This is a genomic window from Micromonospora vinacea (assembly GCF_015751785.1).
GTDB lineage: Bacteria > Actinomycetota > Actinomycetes > Mycobacteriales > Micromonosporaceae > Micromonospora > Micromonospora vinacea.
Genome location: NZ_JADOTY010000001.1, coordinates 3,607,081 through 3,620,833 on the forward strand (window position 1 = coordinate 3,607,081; position 13,753 = coordinate 3,620,833).

The 13,753-nt window shown below is 72.0% G+C and carries 15 protein-coding genes; 7 read left to right on the forward strand and 8 right to left on the reverse strand.

Annotated elements, in window-relative coordinates:
• The first annotated feature begins 74 nt into the window (after nucleotides 1-74).
• A complete protein-coding gene (locus tag IW249_RS17170; RefSeq protein WP_196924822.1) occupies nucleotides 75-863 on the forward strand; it encodes a sporulation protein in 789 nt (262 codons plus the stop codon).
• Here the strand turns inward: IW249_RS17170 and dtd are convergent.
• Both dtd and IW249_RS17180 read right to left on the reverse strand, forming a co-directional pair.
• Nucleotides 860-1,282 (reverse strand): D-aminoacyl-tRNA deacylase, encoded by a 423-nt coding sequence (gene dtd, locus IW249_RS17175; RefSeq protein ID WP_196921685.1) that lies wholly within the window; start codon nucleotides 1,280-1,282, stop codon nucleotides 860-862. The two genes, IW249_RS17170 and dtd, sit on opposite strands and share 4 nt — an antisense overlap.
• On the reverse strand, nucleotides 1,282-2,766 hold the full coding sequence (locus IW249_RS17180; RefSeq protein ID WP_196921686.1) for a DUF7782 domain-containing protein: 1,485 nt from the start codon (nucleotides 2,764-2,766) through the stop codon (nucleotides 1,282-1,284). Before IW249_RS17180 ends, dtd begins: the two co-directional genes overlap by 1 nt.
• A gap of 95 nt (nucleotides 2,767-2,861) precedes the next feature.
• Between IW249_RS17180 and IW249_RS17185 the strand changes: the two genes are divergently transcribed.
• Nucleotides 2,862-3,449: an HhH-GPD-type base excision DNA repair protein gene (locus IW249_RS17185; RefSeq protein WP_196921687.1), complete on the forward strand. Its 588-nt coding sequence runs from the start codon at nucleotides 2,862-2,864 to the stop codon at nucleotides 3,447-3,449.
• A gap of 28 nt (nucleotides 3,450-3,477) precedes the next feature.
• On the opposite strand, the gene IW249_RS17190 is transcribed toward IW249_RS17185, so the two are convergent.
• On the reverse strand, nucleotides 3,478-3,789 hold the full coding sequence (locus IW249_RS17190) for a YlcI/YnfO family protein (RefSeq protein ID WP_196921688.1): 312 nt from the start codon (nucleotides 3,787-3,789) through the stop codon (nucleotides 3,478-3,480).
• A 13-nt stretch (nucleotides 3,790-3,802) separates the two neighbouring features.
• Entirely contained in the window at nucleotides 3,803-4,090 is a 288-nt protein-coding gene (locus IW249_RS17195) for a hypothetical protein (protein WP_074318059.1), read from the reverse strand.
• Between the two features lie 103 nt (nucleotides 4,091-4,193).
• On the opposite strand from IW249_RS17195, the gene IW249_RS17200 reads away from it, so the two are divergent.
• Nucleotides 4,194-4,553 carry a DUF3099 domain-containing protein gene (locus IW249_RS17200; protein WP_196921689.1) on the forward strand — a complete coding sequence of 120 codons (360 nt, stop codon included), beginning with the start codon at nucleotides 4,194-4,196 and terminating at the stop codon, nucleotides 4,551-4,553.
• Between the two features lie 57 nt (nucleotides 4,554-4,610).
• Here the strand turns inward: IW249_RS17200 and IW249_RS17205 are convergent, their stop codons facing one another.
• Together IW249_RS17205 and IW249_RS17210 are read right to left on the reverse strand one after the other, a co-directional pair.
• Nucleotides 4,611-5,510, reverse strand: coding sequence for a carbohydrate kinase family protein (locus IW249_RS17205; RefSeq protein ID WP_196921690.1), 900 nt, complete (start codon nucleotides 5,508-5,510; stop codon nucleotides 4,611-4,613).
• On the reverse strand, nucleotides 5,507-6,442 hold the full coding sequence (locus IW249_RS17210) for a pseudouridine-5'-phosphate glycosidase (RefSeq protein WP_196921691.1): 936 nt from the start codon (nucleotides 6,440-6,442) through the stop codon (nucleotides 5,507-5,509). The genes IW249_RS17205 and IW249_RS17210 overlap by 4 nt, the downstream gene beginning before the upstream one ends.
• 88 nt (nucleotides 6,443-6,530) lie before the next feature.
• Here IW249_RS17210 and IW249_RS17215 point away from each other — a divergent pair, with 88 nt between their 5' ends.
• The 3 genes from IW249_RS17215 to IW249_RS17225 all read left to right on the forward strand — a co-directional run bounded on the left by IW249_RS17215 (nucleotide 6,531) and on the right by IW249_RS17225 (nucleotide 9,376).
• Nucleotides 6,531-6,749 (forward strand): DUF3039 domain-containing protein, encoded by a 219-nt coding sequence (locus IW249_RS17215; RefSeq protein WP_007456912.1) that lies wholly within the window; start codon nucleotides 6,531-6,533, stop codon nucleotides 6,747-6,749.
• Between the two features lie 40 nt (nucleotides 6,750-6,789).
• Nucleotides 6,790-7,452, forward strand: coding sequence for a trimeric intracellular cation channel family protein (locus IW249_RS17220; protein WP_196921692.1), 663 nt, complete (start codon nucleotides 6,790-6,792; stop codon nucleotides 7,450-7,452).
• 190 nt (nucleotides 7,453-7,642) lie between these two features.
• Nucleotides 7,643-9,376 (forward strand): DEAD/DEAH box helicase, encoded by a 1,734-nt coding sequence (locus IW249_RS17225; RefSeq protein WP_196921693.1) that lies wholly within the window; start codon nucleotides 7,643-7,645, stop codon nucleotides 9,374-9,376.
• Nucleotides 9,377-10,144: 768 nt separating this feature from the next.
• On the opposite strand, the gene IW249_RS17230 is transcribed toward IW249_RS17225, so the two are convergent.
• The gene (locus IW249_RS17230; RefSeq protein WP_030337431.1) at nucleotides 10,145-10,378 is read right to left on the reverse strand and encodes a DUF7455 domain-containing protein; all 234 of its coding nucleotides are present in this window, start codon (nucleotides 10,376-10,378) and stop codon (nucleotides 10,145-10,147) included.
• A gap of 245 nt (nucleotides 10,379-10,623) precedes the next feature.
• Nucleotides 10,624-12,234, reverse strand: a complete 1,611-nt coding sequence (locus IW249_RS17235; protein WP_196921694.1) for an RNA polymerase sigma factor — start codon at nucleotides 12,232-12,234, stop codon at nucleotides 10,624-10,626.
• Between the two features lie 667 nt (nucleotides 12,235-12,901).
• Here IW249_RS17235 and IW249_RS17240 point away from each other — a divergent pair.
• Nucleotides 12,902-13,720 carry an inositol monophosphatase family protein gene (locus tag IW249_RS17240; protein WP_196921695.1) on the forward strand — a complete coding sequence of 273 codons (819 nt, stop codon included), beginning with the start codon at nucleotides 12,902-12,904 and terminating at the stop codon, nucleotides 13,718-13,720.
• Nucleotides 13,721-13,753 lie beyond the last annotated feature (33 nt).

The window sequence follows — 13,753 nt, forward strand, 5'->3', positions numbered from 1 at the left end:
TGGTTGCCCGCCCCGGCTACGTTGCGGACGGCCGGCCACCTCTGGTCGGCCGAGGACGACAGATGGAGGACGGTGTGGTCTTCAAGCGGCTCATGAAGGCGATGGGCGTCGGCGGCCCGTCGGTCGAGACGGTGCTGGCCAACCCGAACTGCCGCCCGGGCGGCCAGTTGGAGGGACGCATCCAGGTGATGGGCGGCGACCACCAGGTCGACATCGACCACGTCACCCTCGGCCTGGTCACCCGGGTCGAGGTCGAGAGCGGCGACAACGACTACGACACCACTCAGGAGTTCCACCGTCAGCAGGTCACCGGCGCTTTCCGGCTGGAGCCGGGGCAGCGCTACGACCTCCCGTTCCGCTTCGCCGTGCCGTGGGAGACACCGGTCACCGAGCTGTACGGGCAGCACCTGCACGGCATGACGATGGGCCTGCGTACCGAGCTGGAGGTCGCCCGCGCTGTCGACAAGGGTGACCTGGACGCCGTGTCGGTGCACCCGTTGCCGACGCAGGAGCGACTACTGGACGCGTTGCTGCGGCTGGGTTTCCGGTTCGCCCGCGCCGACGTGGAGCGTGGTCACATCTACGGCGTACGCCAGACGTTGCCGTTCTACCAGGAGATCGAGTTCAGCCCGGCGCCGCAGTACGCCCGCTCGATCAACCAGTTGGAGGTCACCTTCATCGCCGACGCGCAGCAGATGCAGGTGGTGCTGGAGGTCGACAAGCGCGGCGGTGTCTTCACCGAGGGCCGGGACGCCTTCGGCCGGTTCACTGTCGACCACGCCACCGCCGACCGCACCGACTGGACTGCCGAACTCGACAACTGGCTCCGCCAGTCCCTGACCCGCCGAGGCCTCTTCGGTTAGAGGTCCAGGAGGAGGGTTTGGGGGCCTATGTTGGTGCTTTCCACCAGCATATGGGTGCGGAAACGGCCAGTCTCGACCTTGGCTCCTCGTTCACGCAGGGCGTCGACCACCGCTGTCACCAGTGGCTCGGCGACCTCGGCGGGGGCGGCGGCGGTCCAGCTCGGGCGGCGGCCCTTGCGGACATCGCCGTAGAGGGTGAACTGGCTGACCACCAGGATCGGCGCGCCGGTGTCGGCCGCGGACCGTTCACCGTCCAGGATGCGCACCTCGTGCACCTTGCGGGCCATCGTCTGAGCGGTCTCCGTGGTGTCGGTGTGGGTCACCCCCAGCAGCACCAGCAGGCCGTTCTCGATGGCACCGACCACCTCGCCGTCGACCGTCACGCTGGCCCGGCCAACGGTCTGCACCACCGCCCGCATCAGGCGCTCACCGGCTCGATGAAGCCGCGTTCCACCAGGTGCGCCACGATCGGGCCGGCGGCCTCGGCCATCTCGTCGGGCTCGACGTCGTGCGCTGCGGCGAGCAGGGCGAGCTGGTCACGCAGCGGCAGCCGGCCGTCGGCGCCACCGACCAGCGCCAGCACCAGCGGGTCGATCTCCTCGGTCCAGCGCAGGCCGTGTGGCATCGCCAGGACCTGCCGGTCCACCCCCCAGCCCTCGTCGCCCATGGTGGCCTCCTGTCGCAGCTGGAGGCCCTCGGCGGCCCGATAGCGCTCGGCGAGCAACGCCTCTGTGTCGCGTACCCGGAGAAAGTCCTGGCGGTCGAACCAGGAGGCGACCTGGTCGCCCAGCGGTGGTTGCACCCGCTGGCGCAGGTCCTCCACCCGGACCACCGGGTCGGCGTGCCCGCCCCGGCGCAGTGACACGATGCCGAAGCCGATGCCCTCCACCTTGTGCGCGTCGAACCAGTCCAGCCAGGCGGCCATCCGCTGCGGGTCGGCGGTCTCGCCGACGTCGGTGAGCCACAGGTCGACGTACGCCATCGGGTCGGCCACCTCGCGCTGGATCACCCAGGCGTCCAGGCCGGTCCCGGCGAACCACCCGGCCACCCGCTCGTCCCACTCCTCGCCGGCGACGTGGACCCAGTTCGCCAGGTACTGCATGGTGCCGCCCTCGGTGAGCAGGCCCGGGGCGGCGGCGGCCAGTTCGGCGCCGATCGCGTCGCCGACCCGGCCGGAGTCGCGGTACACGTGCGTGGTGGTGCCCGGGCCGACGACGAACGGCGGGTTGCTCACCACCAGGTCGAACCGCCGACCGGCCACCGGGGCGACCATGTCGCCGCGGAGCAACTCCCAGTCCTGGCCGTTGAGGGCGGCGGTGGTCGCGGCGAAACGCAGCGCCCGCTCGGAGAGGTCGGTGACGGTCACCGACCGGGCATGGGTGGCCAGGTGCAGGGCCTGGACGCCGGAGCCGGTGCCCAGGTCCAGTGCGGTGTCGACCGGCCGGCGCATGGTCGCGCCGATCAGGGTGTGGGTCGCCCCGCCGACGCCGAGGACGTGCTCGGCGTGCAACGGGCGACCCGGTCGGGCGCTGGCCGGCACATCGGCGAGCACCCACCAGTCCTCGCCGTACGGCTCGAGGTCGACGCCCGCGCGCAGGCCGTCGCCGTACCGCTCGACCAGCCCGCCGGCCAGGGCCTCGTCCAGGCTCAGCGGCGCCAGCGCGGTGGCCACCGCGGCCTCCGGCTCGGTCCGGTCGCAGATGAACACCCGGATCAGGGTGCCCAGCGGGTCGCCGTCCTCGGTGGCGCGCAGCGCGGCCCGGTAGTCGTTGCGGGCGACCGCCGCGGTCGCCTGGGCGCCCAGCCGCTCGGCGATGCCGTGGCTGGTGAAACCGGTCCGGGTCAGCGCGGTTCGCAGCGCGTCGACACCGGCGGGGGAGAGCAGCATGTCGTGTTCGTCCACCCCGACATCCTGCCTGCCGTCGCGTCCCGGGTCAGCGTCACCCGCCGGTACATGTCGGAGCGTCGGTGGCGGCCCGGGTCGGTGGGCCAGGCAGGATGGTCCGCATGACGCTTGTGCTGCCCATCGACCCGGAGGCCAACCGGCTGCTGGAGCGCAGTCCGCTGGCCCTGCTCCTCGGCATGGTCCTCGACCAGCAGGTGCCGATGGAGAAGGCGTTCTCGTCGCCGTACGTGCTCCAGCAGCGGCTCGGCCATGAGCTGGACGCGGCGGAGCTGGCCGGGTACGACCCGGAGGCCCTGGTCGCGCTCTTCGCCCAGCCGCCCGCGCTGCACCGGTTTCCGAAGGCCATGGCGGCCCGGGTGCAGGAGGTCTGCCAGGTGCTGGTGGAGCGCTACGACGGTGACGCGGCGCTGCTCTGGGCCGAGGTCGCCGACGGGCCGGAGCTGTTGCGCCGCGTCTCGGCGCTGCCCGGCTTCGGCAAGCAGAAGGCGCAGATCTTCGTGGCCCTGCTCGGCAAGCGGTTCGGGGTGACCCCGCAGGACTGGCGGAAGGCTGCCGGGGACTACGGCGACCCGGGCGCGTACCGGTCGGTGGCCGACGTCACGGACGCCGACTCGCTGCGCCGGGTGCGGGAGTTCAAGCAGCAGATGAAGGCGGCGGCCAAGGCGAAGACCGGCGGCTGACCGACCGGCCCGGTGAGGGCCGGTCTGCTCAGGCGGCGGTGGGGTGCGCCAGCGAGGCCAGCGCGCGCCGGACGTCGGCGAGCGAGACGGTCGCCGAGTCGTCCAGGTCGGCCAGGCCGGCCTCGATCCACTGGCGCATCAGCGTGGTGACCCCGATGCCCCGGGCGTCGGCGGCGGCGCGAACCCGCTCGTAGGTGTCCAGCGGGAGCCGCACCGAGCGGCTCACCATCGGCACGTCGGTGTCGGGGGTGGGCAGGTCTGCCGCCGGGCTCTCGTCGATCAGGTCGGCGATCCGGTCGCCGCCGCCGTGGAACTGCTTGGTCGCGTCGTTACGGTGCATCGTCACGGCCTCCTCATCGGCGAGATCTCCGCACGGCCTCGTCGTAGCGCTTGGACTCGACGTCGCTCAACTCGCGGGCGGAGAGGATGTCCCAGTCGTTGTCGGTGCCATCGGCCTCGGCGAGCAGCACCGCCAGCCGGCGGCCCCGACGGGCGGCGGCGTAGACCACCATCACGTCGTCACCCAGATGCCGGATGACCCGTCGGGCGCTGTGCAGCGCCTCCCAGACTTCCCCGGGTGTGACGTCGTAGACCCTCAGGTTGGCCAACGCCTCGTCGGTGAAGCTGAACCTGCTGCCCACGTTGCGGAGCGTACCACGCACGTAACACGCGACGGGATGAGTCGAAGTTCGCTGATCACGGGCCTGCGGTGACAGGATGAGGCGTAACCCCTCGAGGAGGTCCATGGTGAAGCGTCAGGCGTACCAGCCGATTCTGATCACCGACGCCTCACGCAGCCAGGGTGATCAACTCACCAGCCGTCAGCGCCGCTACGTCCTGATGATGGGCATCCGGGTGGCCTGCATCATCGTCGGCGCGATCCTGGTCGGTGCGAACGCCCCGCTGCTCTGGCTCTGGCTGCCGTTGTGCGCCCTCGGCATGGTGCTCATCCCCTGGCTGGCCGTGCTGCTGGCCAACGACCGGCCACCGAAGGAAGAGCACCGGCTGGCCAACCGGTTCCACCGCCGGCACACGGACGACACCCCGCCGATGAGCCTCACCGCCGAGGAGCGCCCGCACAAGGTCATCGACGTCGAACCCTGACCCGCGAACGGGCCAGGGTTCCATCCGTCCCCACCGCGCCAGGCCCGGCGCGGGCCGTTACGGCTGTGGCCGGGCGCCGGCCGTGGAGACGGCCAGCGCGCCCAGGTCGGTGGCCCGGCTCAACGCCGCGGTCGGGGTGGCACCGCCGAGCCACGCGGTGAGCAGACCGGCCGCGAAGGCGTCGCCCGCGCCCGTGACATCCACCACCGCCACCCGCCGGGCCGGTGCCACGCAGACCGGCGTGGTGCGGTCGACCCAGACCGCGCCGGCCGCGCCACGCTTCACCACGACCCGCCGAGCCGTCGCCGACAGCGCCCGCCCCTGCGCCGCCGGGTCCAGCCCGCCGGCCAGCACCGTTGCCTCGTCCGCGTTGACCAGGAGCAGGTCGATGTCGCGTACCCAACTCAGGAACGCCGCCGCGCCGACTCGCCGCAGCGGCGCCGCGGAGGCCGCGTCGACGCTGATGGTGAGCCCGCGCTCGCGGGCGGCAGCCAGCGCCCGCAGCCCCGCGCCGCGCGACTCGGCGTCCAGCAGTGTGTACGCGGACAGGTGCAGATGCCCAGCGTCGGGCGCCGCCGCGAGGGCCTGCTCGACGTGCGCGGCGCTCAGCCGCAGGTTCGCGCCCCGCTGGCTGACCATGGTGCGTTCGTCGTCGGCGGCCAGCACGATGACAGTGCCGGTCGGTGCGCCCTCGACCCGCTCGATCGCGCAGTCGACGCCTGCCCGGTCGAGTTCGGCCACCCGGTCCCGCCCGGCGTCGTCGTCGCCGACCGCGCCGACGAGCGTGACGTCCACCCGCTGCGCGGCGACCCACGCGGCGGTGTTGGCCGCCTGACCGCCGCCACCAAGACTGATCTCGGCCCCGGTGTCCGAGCCGGCCGCGAGCGGCCCGGACAGCACGGCGACCACGTCGGTGATCACGTCCCCGACGACGACCATCCGGGCCGGTCGGGTCATGCCGGGACGGCGGTGCCGCGGGCCGCCGAGGCGACCGCGATCCGCGCGGCCAGGTCGGCGTTGCGGAGGATGATCCGCACGTTCACCGCCAGGCTCGCGCCCTCGGTGGCCGAGTGGAAGTGCGCGAGCAGGTACGGGGTGACGGCCTTGCCGGTGATCCCGTCCCGCTCCAGCAGGGCCAGGCCGTCGGTGAGGGTCCGGTCGTGCAGCTCCGGGTCGAGCTGCTCGTCGACCGGCAGCGGGTTGGCGATGAGCAGTCCGCCGGTGTGCACTGCGTGCTCGTCCCGGGCGGCGAGCACGGCAGCGACCTGCTCCGGTGAGTCCACCGACCAGTCCAGGTCGAAGCCGGCGTCGGTGAGGTAGAAGCCGGGGAACCGGCGGGTGCGGTAACCGACCACCGCGACGCCGAGGGTCTCCAGGCGCTCCAGCGTCGCGCCCACGTCGAGGATCGACTTGACCCCGGCGCAGACCACAGCGATCGGGGTCTGGGCCAGGGTGACCAGGTCCGCCGACTCGTCGAAGGTGTGCGCGGCCTCCCGGTGCACCCCACCCAGCCCGCCGGTGGCGAACACGCCGATACCGGCGGCGGCGGCCACCGCGCTGGTCGCGGCCACCGTGGTCGCGCCGTCTGCGCCGGTCGCGGCAGCCACCGCGAGGTCACGGACGGAGAGCTTGGTCACTCCGTCGACGGTGGCCAGCCGGGTCAGCTGCGCGTCGTCCAGGCCGACCACCAGCTCGCCGGCGATCATGCCGATCGTCGCCGGAACGGCCCCGGCGTCCCGAACCGTCCGCTCGATCTCCCTGGCCACGCGCAGGTTCTCCGGTCGCGGCAGGCCGTGCGAGACGATGGTGCTCTCCAGGGCGACGACGGGCCGGCCGTCGCGCAGGGCTTCGGCCACCTCGGTGCCGTAGCTGATGTGAAAGTCAGTCACACGGGCACCGTACGGGGTGGGGCCTCGGCCGGCCTCAAGTGGACCCGGCCGTGATGACCTGCCAAACTTGTCGGTTGGAGGTGCAGACGTGAGCACAGAGGTTCTCGAGCGTCCGGAGCTGAAGGACGCCGACACCGGTCCCGAGATGTTCCACTACGTCCGCAAGGAGAAAATCGCCGAGAGTGCCGTCATGGGCACTTTTGTCGTCGCTCTCTGCGGCGAAACCTTCCCGGTCACCAAGGCGGCCAAGCCGGGTTCGCCGGTCTGCCCCAAGTGCAAGGAGATCTACGACTCCTACCGTGAGTGAACCTCGGCCGGCGCTCCGGCCGGCGACGTAGCCTGCGGCGGTGACCACCTCCACCGCCCTGCTCCTCGCCGACCTGACCGGGGTGGCGGTGTTCGCCGCGTCCGGAGCCTCGGCGGCGGTGGCCAAGCGACTGGACCTGTTCGGCGTCGCTTTCGTCGGCTTCGTGGCAGCCCTCGGCGGTGGGATATTCCGGGACCTGGTCATCGACGAGGTGCCGCCGCTGGCCTTCGCCGACTGGCGGTACGTGGCCACCGCCGCGATCACCGCACTCGCCGTCTTCTGGCTGCACCCGCAACTGGCCCGACTGCGCACCACAGTGCTGGTGCTCGACGCGGCCGGCCTGGCGCTGTTCACCGTCACCGGCACGCTCAAGGCGCTCGACGCCCGGGTGCCCGCGGTCGGCGCCTGCCTGATCGGCATGCTCACCGCGATCGGCGGTGGGCTCGGCCGGGACCTGCTCACCGCCGAGATCCCTGTCGTGCTGCGCCGGGAGATCTACGCGCTGGCCGCACTGGCCGGTGCGGTCCTGGTGGTGCTGCTGTACGTCACCGGGCAGACCGGGCCCGCACCGCTCACCGCCGCCGCCGTCCTGGTCTTCGGGCTGCGCCTGATCGCGCTGCGTCGACGCTGGTCCGCGCCGGTGGCCACCCTGCGCCCACCGCGTGCTGACGGGGCGGATCCCCGCACCGACCGGGAGTGGTGAGACGGTCGGGCCGCTGTTCGACCGGGTGCGGGATTGTGACCAGCGTGGCGTCGCCTGGGCCCGACGGCCCGGCCTGGTTATGCTGAGTCGGCCTTCGCGGCAGCTTCTGCGCGGAGGCGTTTTCATGGGCGGCGGATCCTCGTGGCCCTCGCCCGGGGTCCGCCATCGTGCGGTCGGAGAGGAGCTTCGCGTGGCAGCCCGGACGCCGGTGCTCGAGACGTTCCCGGCGCTGCGCGCCTGGCAGCGCAAGGCGCTGGTGGAATACCTGCGTCGCCGCAGCGACGACTTCACCGCTGTCGCCACGCCCGGCGCCGGCAAGACCACCTTCGCCCTGCGGATCGCGGCCGAACTGCTCGGTGACGGCACCGTGGAGGCGGTCACCGTCGTCGCGCCGACCGAGCACCTGAAGAACCAGTGGGCCGACGCGGCGGCCCGGGTGGGCATCCAACTCGACGCCGCGTTCCGCAACGCCGACCTGCACTCCGCGGCCGACTTCCACGGCGCGGTGGTCACCTACGCACAGGTGGGGATGGCCCCGCAGGTGCACCGGCGGCGCACCATGACCCGACGCACCCTGGTCATCCTCGACGAGATCCACCACGCCGGCGACTCCCGGTCCTGGGGCGACGGGGTGAAGAACGCCTTCGAACCCGCCGTACGCCGGCTGATGCTCACCGGGACGCCGTTCCGCTCCGACGACAACCCGATCCCGTTCGTCAGCTACGAGCGGGGCGGAGACGGGCTGCTGCGCTCCCGCGCCGACTCGGTGTACGGCTACTCCGACGCGCTGCGCGACGGCGTGGTCCGGCCGGTGCTCTTCCTGGCGTACTCCGGGGAGACCCGCTGGCGTACCAACGCGGGGGAGGAGCTGGCGGCCCGGCTGGGCGAGCCGATGACCCAGGACCTGGTGGCGCAGGCGTGGCGTACCGCCCTGGACCCGGCCGGCGACTGGATGCCACAGGTGCTGCGGGCCGCCGACGCCCGACTCACAGTGCTGCGCAACGCGGGCATGGCCGACGCCGGCGGTCTGATCATCGCCACCGACCAGCAGACCGCCCGCTCGTACGCCAAGCTGATCGAGCAGGTGACCGGCGAGAAGGCCGCCGTGGTGCTCTCCGACGACCAGGGCGCGTCCGCCCGGATCGCGACGTTCGCGGCGTCCGACCAGCGGTGGCTGGTCGCGGTGCGGATGGTGTCCGAGGGGGTCGACATCCCCCGACTGGCGGTCGGGGTCTACGCCACCAGCGCCAGCACCCCGCTCTACTTCGCCCAGGCGATCGGCCGGTTCGTGCGGGCCCGCCGACCCGGGGAGACCGCGTCGGTCTTCCTCCCCAGCGTGCCGCACCTTCTCGGCTTGGCCAGCGAGATGGAGACCGAGCGCGACCACGTCCTCGGCAAACCCAAGGAAGCCGACGGTTTCGACGACGACCTGCTGGAACGCGCGCAGCGCGACGACCAGGCCAGCGGGGAGTTGGAGAAGCGGTTCGCGGCGCTCTCGGCCACCGCCGAACTGGACCAGGTGATCTTCGACGGCGCCTCGTTCGGCACCGCCGCCCAGGCCGGCACCCCCGAGGAAGAGGAATACCTCGGCCTGCCCGGCCTGCTCACCGCCGACCAGGTTTCGCTCCTGCTGACCAAGCGGCAGGCCGCACAACTCGCCGCCCAACGCCGCCGTACGGCCGACGGAGCCGCTCAGCCGGCCGCTGCGGCCACAGCAGCGCCACCCGCACCCATGAGCGCCGCCCAGCGCCGCGTGGCCCTCCGGCGCCAACTGAACGCTCTGGTGGCCGCCCGACACCACCGCACCGGCCAGCCACACGGCAAGATCCATGCCGAACTGCGCCGACTCTGCGGCGGCCCGCCGAGCGCCCAGGCCACGATCGAGCAGCTCGAGGAACGCATCGCCACCGTGCAAACCCTCTAGACCTGCCCGGTGGGTGGTCCTGCCCGGTGGGTGGTCCTGTATGCGCCCGCTTGGAAGGCACTGACTGCGCCCGTGCCTGCGGTGGGGTCGGTGGCCGTGCTGGCGGTTTGATCCACTCGGTTTGCTTGAAGACGCGGTCTTGGAGCGGCGTGGAGGGCGCGACTTCCTTGAAACCGAGTGGATCACGGCTTTGGTCCGGGGTGGGGCCGAGGATTGTCTTCCTGAAACGCCCGCGCTGGTGGGCCTCTGCGGGGTGCCCCTACTTCAAGATCGCGCAATATCCGGGAAGTAGTGGCATCGGTGCGTCGGTGAGACCACTACATCCTGGTTCGAGCACGATCGTGGAGTTCATGGGCGCTCGCAACCTGTTCCCGGTCCCTCGGGGCGGTATGCGTCGTCAAGGTCCGCGCAATTTCGGGGATGTTGGTGCTTCCCGCGTGTCGGAGGCAGCAACTTCGGGGAAGTTGCGGAGATCCTGGCGCGGGGCGCGGGGCGCGGGGCGCGGGGCGCGGGGCGCGGGGCGCGGGGCGCGGGGCGCGGGGCGCGGGGCGCGGGGCGCGGGGCGCGGGGCGCGGGGCGCGGGGCGCGGGGCGCGGGGCGCGGGGCGCGGGGCGCGGGGCGCGGGGCGCGGGGCGCGGGGCGCGGGGCGCGGGGCGCGGGGCGCGGGGCGCGGGGCGCGGGGCGCGGGGCGCGGGAAGGCTTGGACAGGTAAAAGTCGGCCGGAGGCACCCTCGGGGTGCCTCCGGCCGACTATGTCGGTTTGCGGATTTAGTTCGCCATCAGATCGGCGCCACGCCAGCTGAAATCGGGCTCCGTTGCGAACCGCTCGGTGATCTTCACGAGATCCTCCGCGTACTTGTTCGCGTGGTGCCCGCAGAACACCAGCTCGCTCCCACCCGCCAGAGTGATCCGGAGCTTCCCGGCAGCATTGCAGCGGTCGCACCGTTCATCGGCGGCTGGGGGCGCCACCGTCTCGGGCGGCGGCGTGAGGGTCGGGGTCATCGCCTTCCTCCTCTGGTCGTCACCGATGAACAATCTCTTCGGTCGTTGCTCACCTATCGTGCAACACCCTTACTAGGCACTGCCTTCCCTGTGTGCCCGCGGGGGACCGAGGTCACACCTGGAAGGGACAGTGTGCCGTGCACCCAGGGTGCCACGTCAACGATCACATTCGTGCATCCGGACGATCACCATCTGGTGTTGCACACCAGGTGGTCAAAACGACACGTTCGGTTGACGAAACCCGCTCAGTCCAGGTAATCCCGGAGGACCTGCGACCGGGACGGGTGGCGCAGCTTGGACATCGTCTTGGACTCGATCTGCCGGATCCGCTCCCGGGTCACCCCGTAGACCTGGCCGATCTCGTCGAGCGTCCGAGGTTGGCCGTCGGTCAGGCCGAAGCGCAGGCGTACCACACCCGCCTCACGCTCGGAGAGCGTCTGCAGCACCTGCTGGAGCTGGTCCTGCAGGAGCGAGAACGAGACCGCGTCGACCGCGACCACGGCCTCGGAGTCTTCGATGAAGTCACCGAGCTGGCTGTCGCCCTCGTCGCCGATGGTCTGGTCCAGTGAGATGGGCTCCCGAGCGTACTGCTGGATCTCCAGCACCTTCTCGGGTGTGATGTCCATCTCCTTGGCCAGCTCCTCCGGAGTGGGCTCGCGGCCCAGATCCTGGAGCAGCTCACGCTGTATGCGGCCGAGCTTGTTGATGACCTCCACCATGTGCACCGGGATGCGGATGGTGCGGGCCTGGTCGGCCATGGCGCGGGTGATGGCCTGGCGGATCCACCAGGTGGCGTACGTGGAGAACTTGTAGCCCTTGGTGTAGTCGAACTTCTCCACGGCCCGGATCAGACCGAGGTTGCCTTCCTGGATCAGGTCGAGGAAGGCCATGCCACGGCCGGTGTAGCGCTTGGCCAGCGACACCACCAGTCGGAGGTTCGCCTCCAGGAGGTGATTCTTGGCCCGCTCGCCGTCGCGGGAGATCCAGCCCAGGTCACGGACCATGTCCCGGACGAGCTTCTCTTCGCCCTCGTCGGCAGCCCGCAGCCGCTCGGCGGCGTAGAGCCCGGCCTCGATCCGCTTGGCCAGCTCCACCTCCTGCTCGGCGTTGAGCAGCGGAACCTTGCCGATCTGCTTCAGGTACGCGCGGACGGAGTCGGCGGAGGCGGTCAGCTCGGCGTCGCGTCGCGCCTGCTTGAGGGCCTCGGACTCCTCGTCGTCCCACTCGAAGTCGTTGTCGGTCGCCGAGGCGGCGGCGTCGGTCTCGGCGGCCTGGGCCAGCTCGGCCGGCTCCTCGACCACCACGTCCTCGATCGTGGCGGCAAGCTCCTCCGGGTCGATCTCGCCCTCGGCGCCCTCGCCCTTGGCCTTGCCGGCAGCCTTGGTCGGCTTGGCTCCGGCAGCTGCGGCCACCGTCGCCTTGGTGGCGCGGGTCGACCGGGTCGCCTTCGCCGGGGTCGCGGCGGCAGCCTCAGCGCCGGTGCCGGTCGCCTTGCGGGCGGCCACCTTGCGCGGGGCCGACGTCGCCGGGGCGTCGTCGAGGGAGGGCGCCTGCTTCGGGGCCGGCGCGGCGGCCTTCTTGGTGGTCTTGGCGGTGGTGGCCCGGGACGCTGGCGTGGTCGAGCGGGCCGCGGCGACGCGGCGACGGGTGCTCGCCGAGCCGTCCACCACGACGGTCACTCCCGCCTCGGAGAGCGCGCGCAGGATCTTCTTGGCCTGGGCCGGAGTCACCTCGGCGGACTCGACGGTGCGCGCGAGCTGAGCCGACGTGAGCTGACCACCGGCGCTCTGCGCGTGGGCGATCAGGGTGTCGGTGAGCGAGCGAACGTCGGCGCCGGGCTGGCGGGGTTCTGTCACGAATGACCTTCCGGAGGCGAAGAGCGGGCACGGCGGGTTCGTCCGGCGCAGCGAGGGTTACCGTGCCGGGCGATGTGGTTGAGGGACCCTCGTGTCACGGTCCGGCCGGTGGTCGGCGGTCCGTGCCGCGTGGGCAGGGGTGAATTGTAACGCCGTCTGCGGCGATCATCCTGCTCCGCACCGCGTACCGCCGGTGGGGACCGTCGGTGCGGCGGAGGTATGGGCTTCGCGGTAATGATAGCCGCCGGGCCGGCGAAGGGCTTCCGTCGTCGAGCCCGAGGGTGCGCAGATCGTGTCCGAACTGCCGTCTGAGCAGCCAGTACCGGGTCAGCGGGGCGGCTGCGAGGGAGCGCGTGCGGATCACCGAGGTCGCTGGTGGTCCGGCCGGTGGCGTCCCCACCAGGTCGCGGTTGGGCAACGGTTGCGGGCCGAGCGTGGACGGGGTGGTAAGCACTTAAGCCACATTACCGGACCTAAAGGGGCATATTGCCGGAGGTTGGCCCCTTGAGTCGCGCGGGCGGTATCGGCACACCCCTGGCCTCGGGATGTGGAGCACCAGAGATCCTGGTCTGGCGCCGTCGCGCGCTGTCCGGAACGATGATCTTTGAAAGCCGGGTCGGTAGTTCCACACATCCACATGCACCCGGAGTGCGGAAAGAGGCGAATCATGACCAACTCGGCGACGACGTCATCGGAGCTGCTGAGCATCGCGGTGCAGGTGGCCCGGGACGCGGCGGACACCGCGTACCGGATGCGCGCCGAGGGGGTCGTTGTCGCCGCCACCAAGAGCACCGTCACCGACGTGGTCACCGCCGCCGACCGGGCGGTCGAGCGGCAGATCCTCGACGCGCTGGCCGCGCTGCGCCCGGACGACTCGGTGCTCGGTGAGGAGTACGGCGAGGAGACCTCCGGCACGGGACGCAGCGGGGTGCGCTGGATCGTCGACCCGATCGACGGCACAGTGAACTACCTGTACGGGCTGCCGCACTCCGCGGTCTCGCTGGCCGCCGAGGTGGACGGGACGGTGGTTGCCGGCGTCGTGCGCAACGTGAACACCGGCGAGGAGTGGACCGCCACGGCCGGTGGTGGGGCCTGGCGCGATGGCAACCGGCTGCGCTGCTCCGGTGAGGTCGACCTCGGGCAGGCGCTGGTCGGCACCGGCTTCGGCTACGACGCCGCCCGTCGGTCACACCAGGCGCAGGTGGTGGCCGGGCTGATCGCACACGTACGCGACATTCGCCGGCTCGGCGCCGCCGCGCTGGACCTCTGCCTGGTCGCCGAGGGGCGGCTCGACGCGTACTTCGAGAAGGGTCTTGCGGCCTGGGACCTGGCGGCGGGCGGGCTGGTGGCCGCCGAGGCGGGGGTTCGGGTCGCCGGCCTGGCCGGTCGGCCGCCGGGGCCGGACCTGGTGGTCGCGGCCCCGCCCGCTCTCTTCGCGCCGTTGCACGATCGGCTGGCCGCGCTGGACGCCGCCGGCGGACCCTGAGCGGCCGGCCCTGACCAGCGGGTCGTGAACGGC

What these genes read in the sequence shown, in the direction of transcription:
- IW249_RS17190 (WP_196921688.1), bottom strand. Translation starts at nt 3,789, where the DNA reads ATGCACCGTAACGACGCGACCAAGCAGTTCCACGGCGGCGGCGACCGG.
- IW249_RS17240 (WP_196921695.1), top strand. Translation starts at nt 12,902, where the DNA reads ATGACCAACTCGGCGACGACGTCATCGGAGCTGCTGAGCATCGCGGTG.
- IW249_RS17185 (WP_196921687.1), top strand. Translation starts at nt 2,862, where the DNA reads ATGGTCCGCATGACGCTTGTGCTGCCCATCGACCCGGAGGCCAACCGG.
- IW249_RS17205 (WP_196921690.1), bottom strand. Translation starts at nt 5,510, where the DNA reads ATGACCCGACCGGCCCGGATGGTCGTCGTCGGGGACGTGATCACCGAC.
- IW249_RS17200 (WP_196921689.1), top strand. Translation starts at nt 4,194, where the DNA reads ATGGTGAAGCGTCAGGCGTACCAGCCGATTCTGATCACCGACGCCTCA.
- dtd (WP_196921685.1), bottom strand. Translation starts at nt 1,282, where the DNA reads ATGCGGGCGGTGGTGCAGACCGTTGGCCGGGCCAGCGTGACGGTCGAC.
- IW249_RS17230 (WP_030337431.1), bottom strand. Translation starts at nt 10,378, where the DNA reads ATGACCCCGACCCTCACGCCGCCGCCCGAGACGGTGGCGCCCCCAGCC.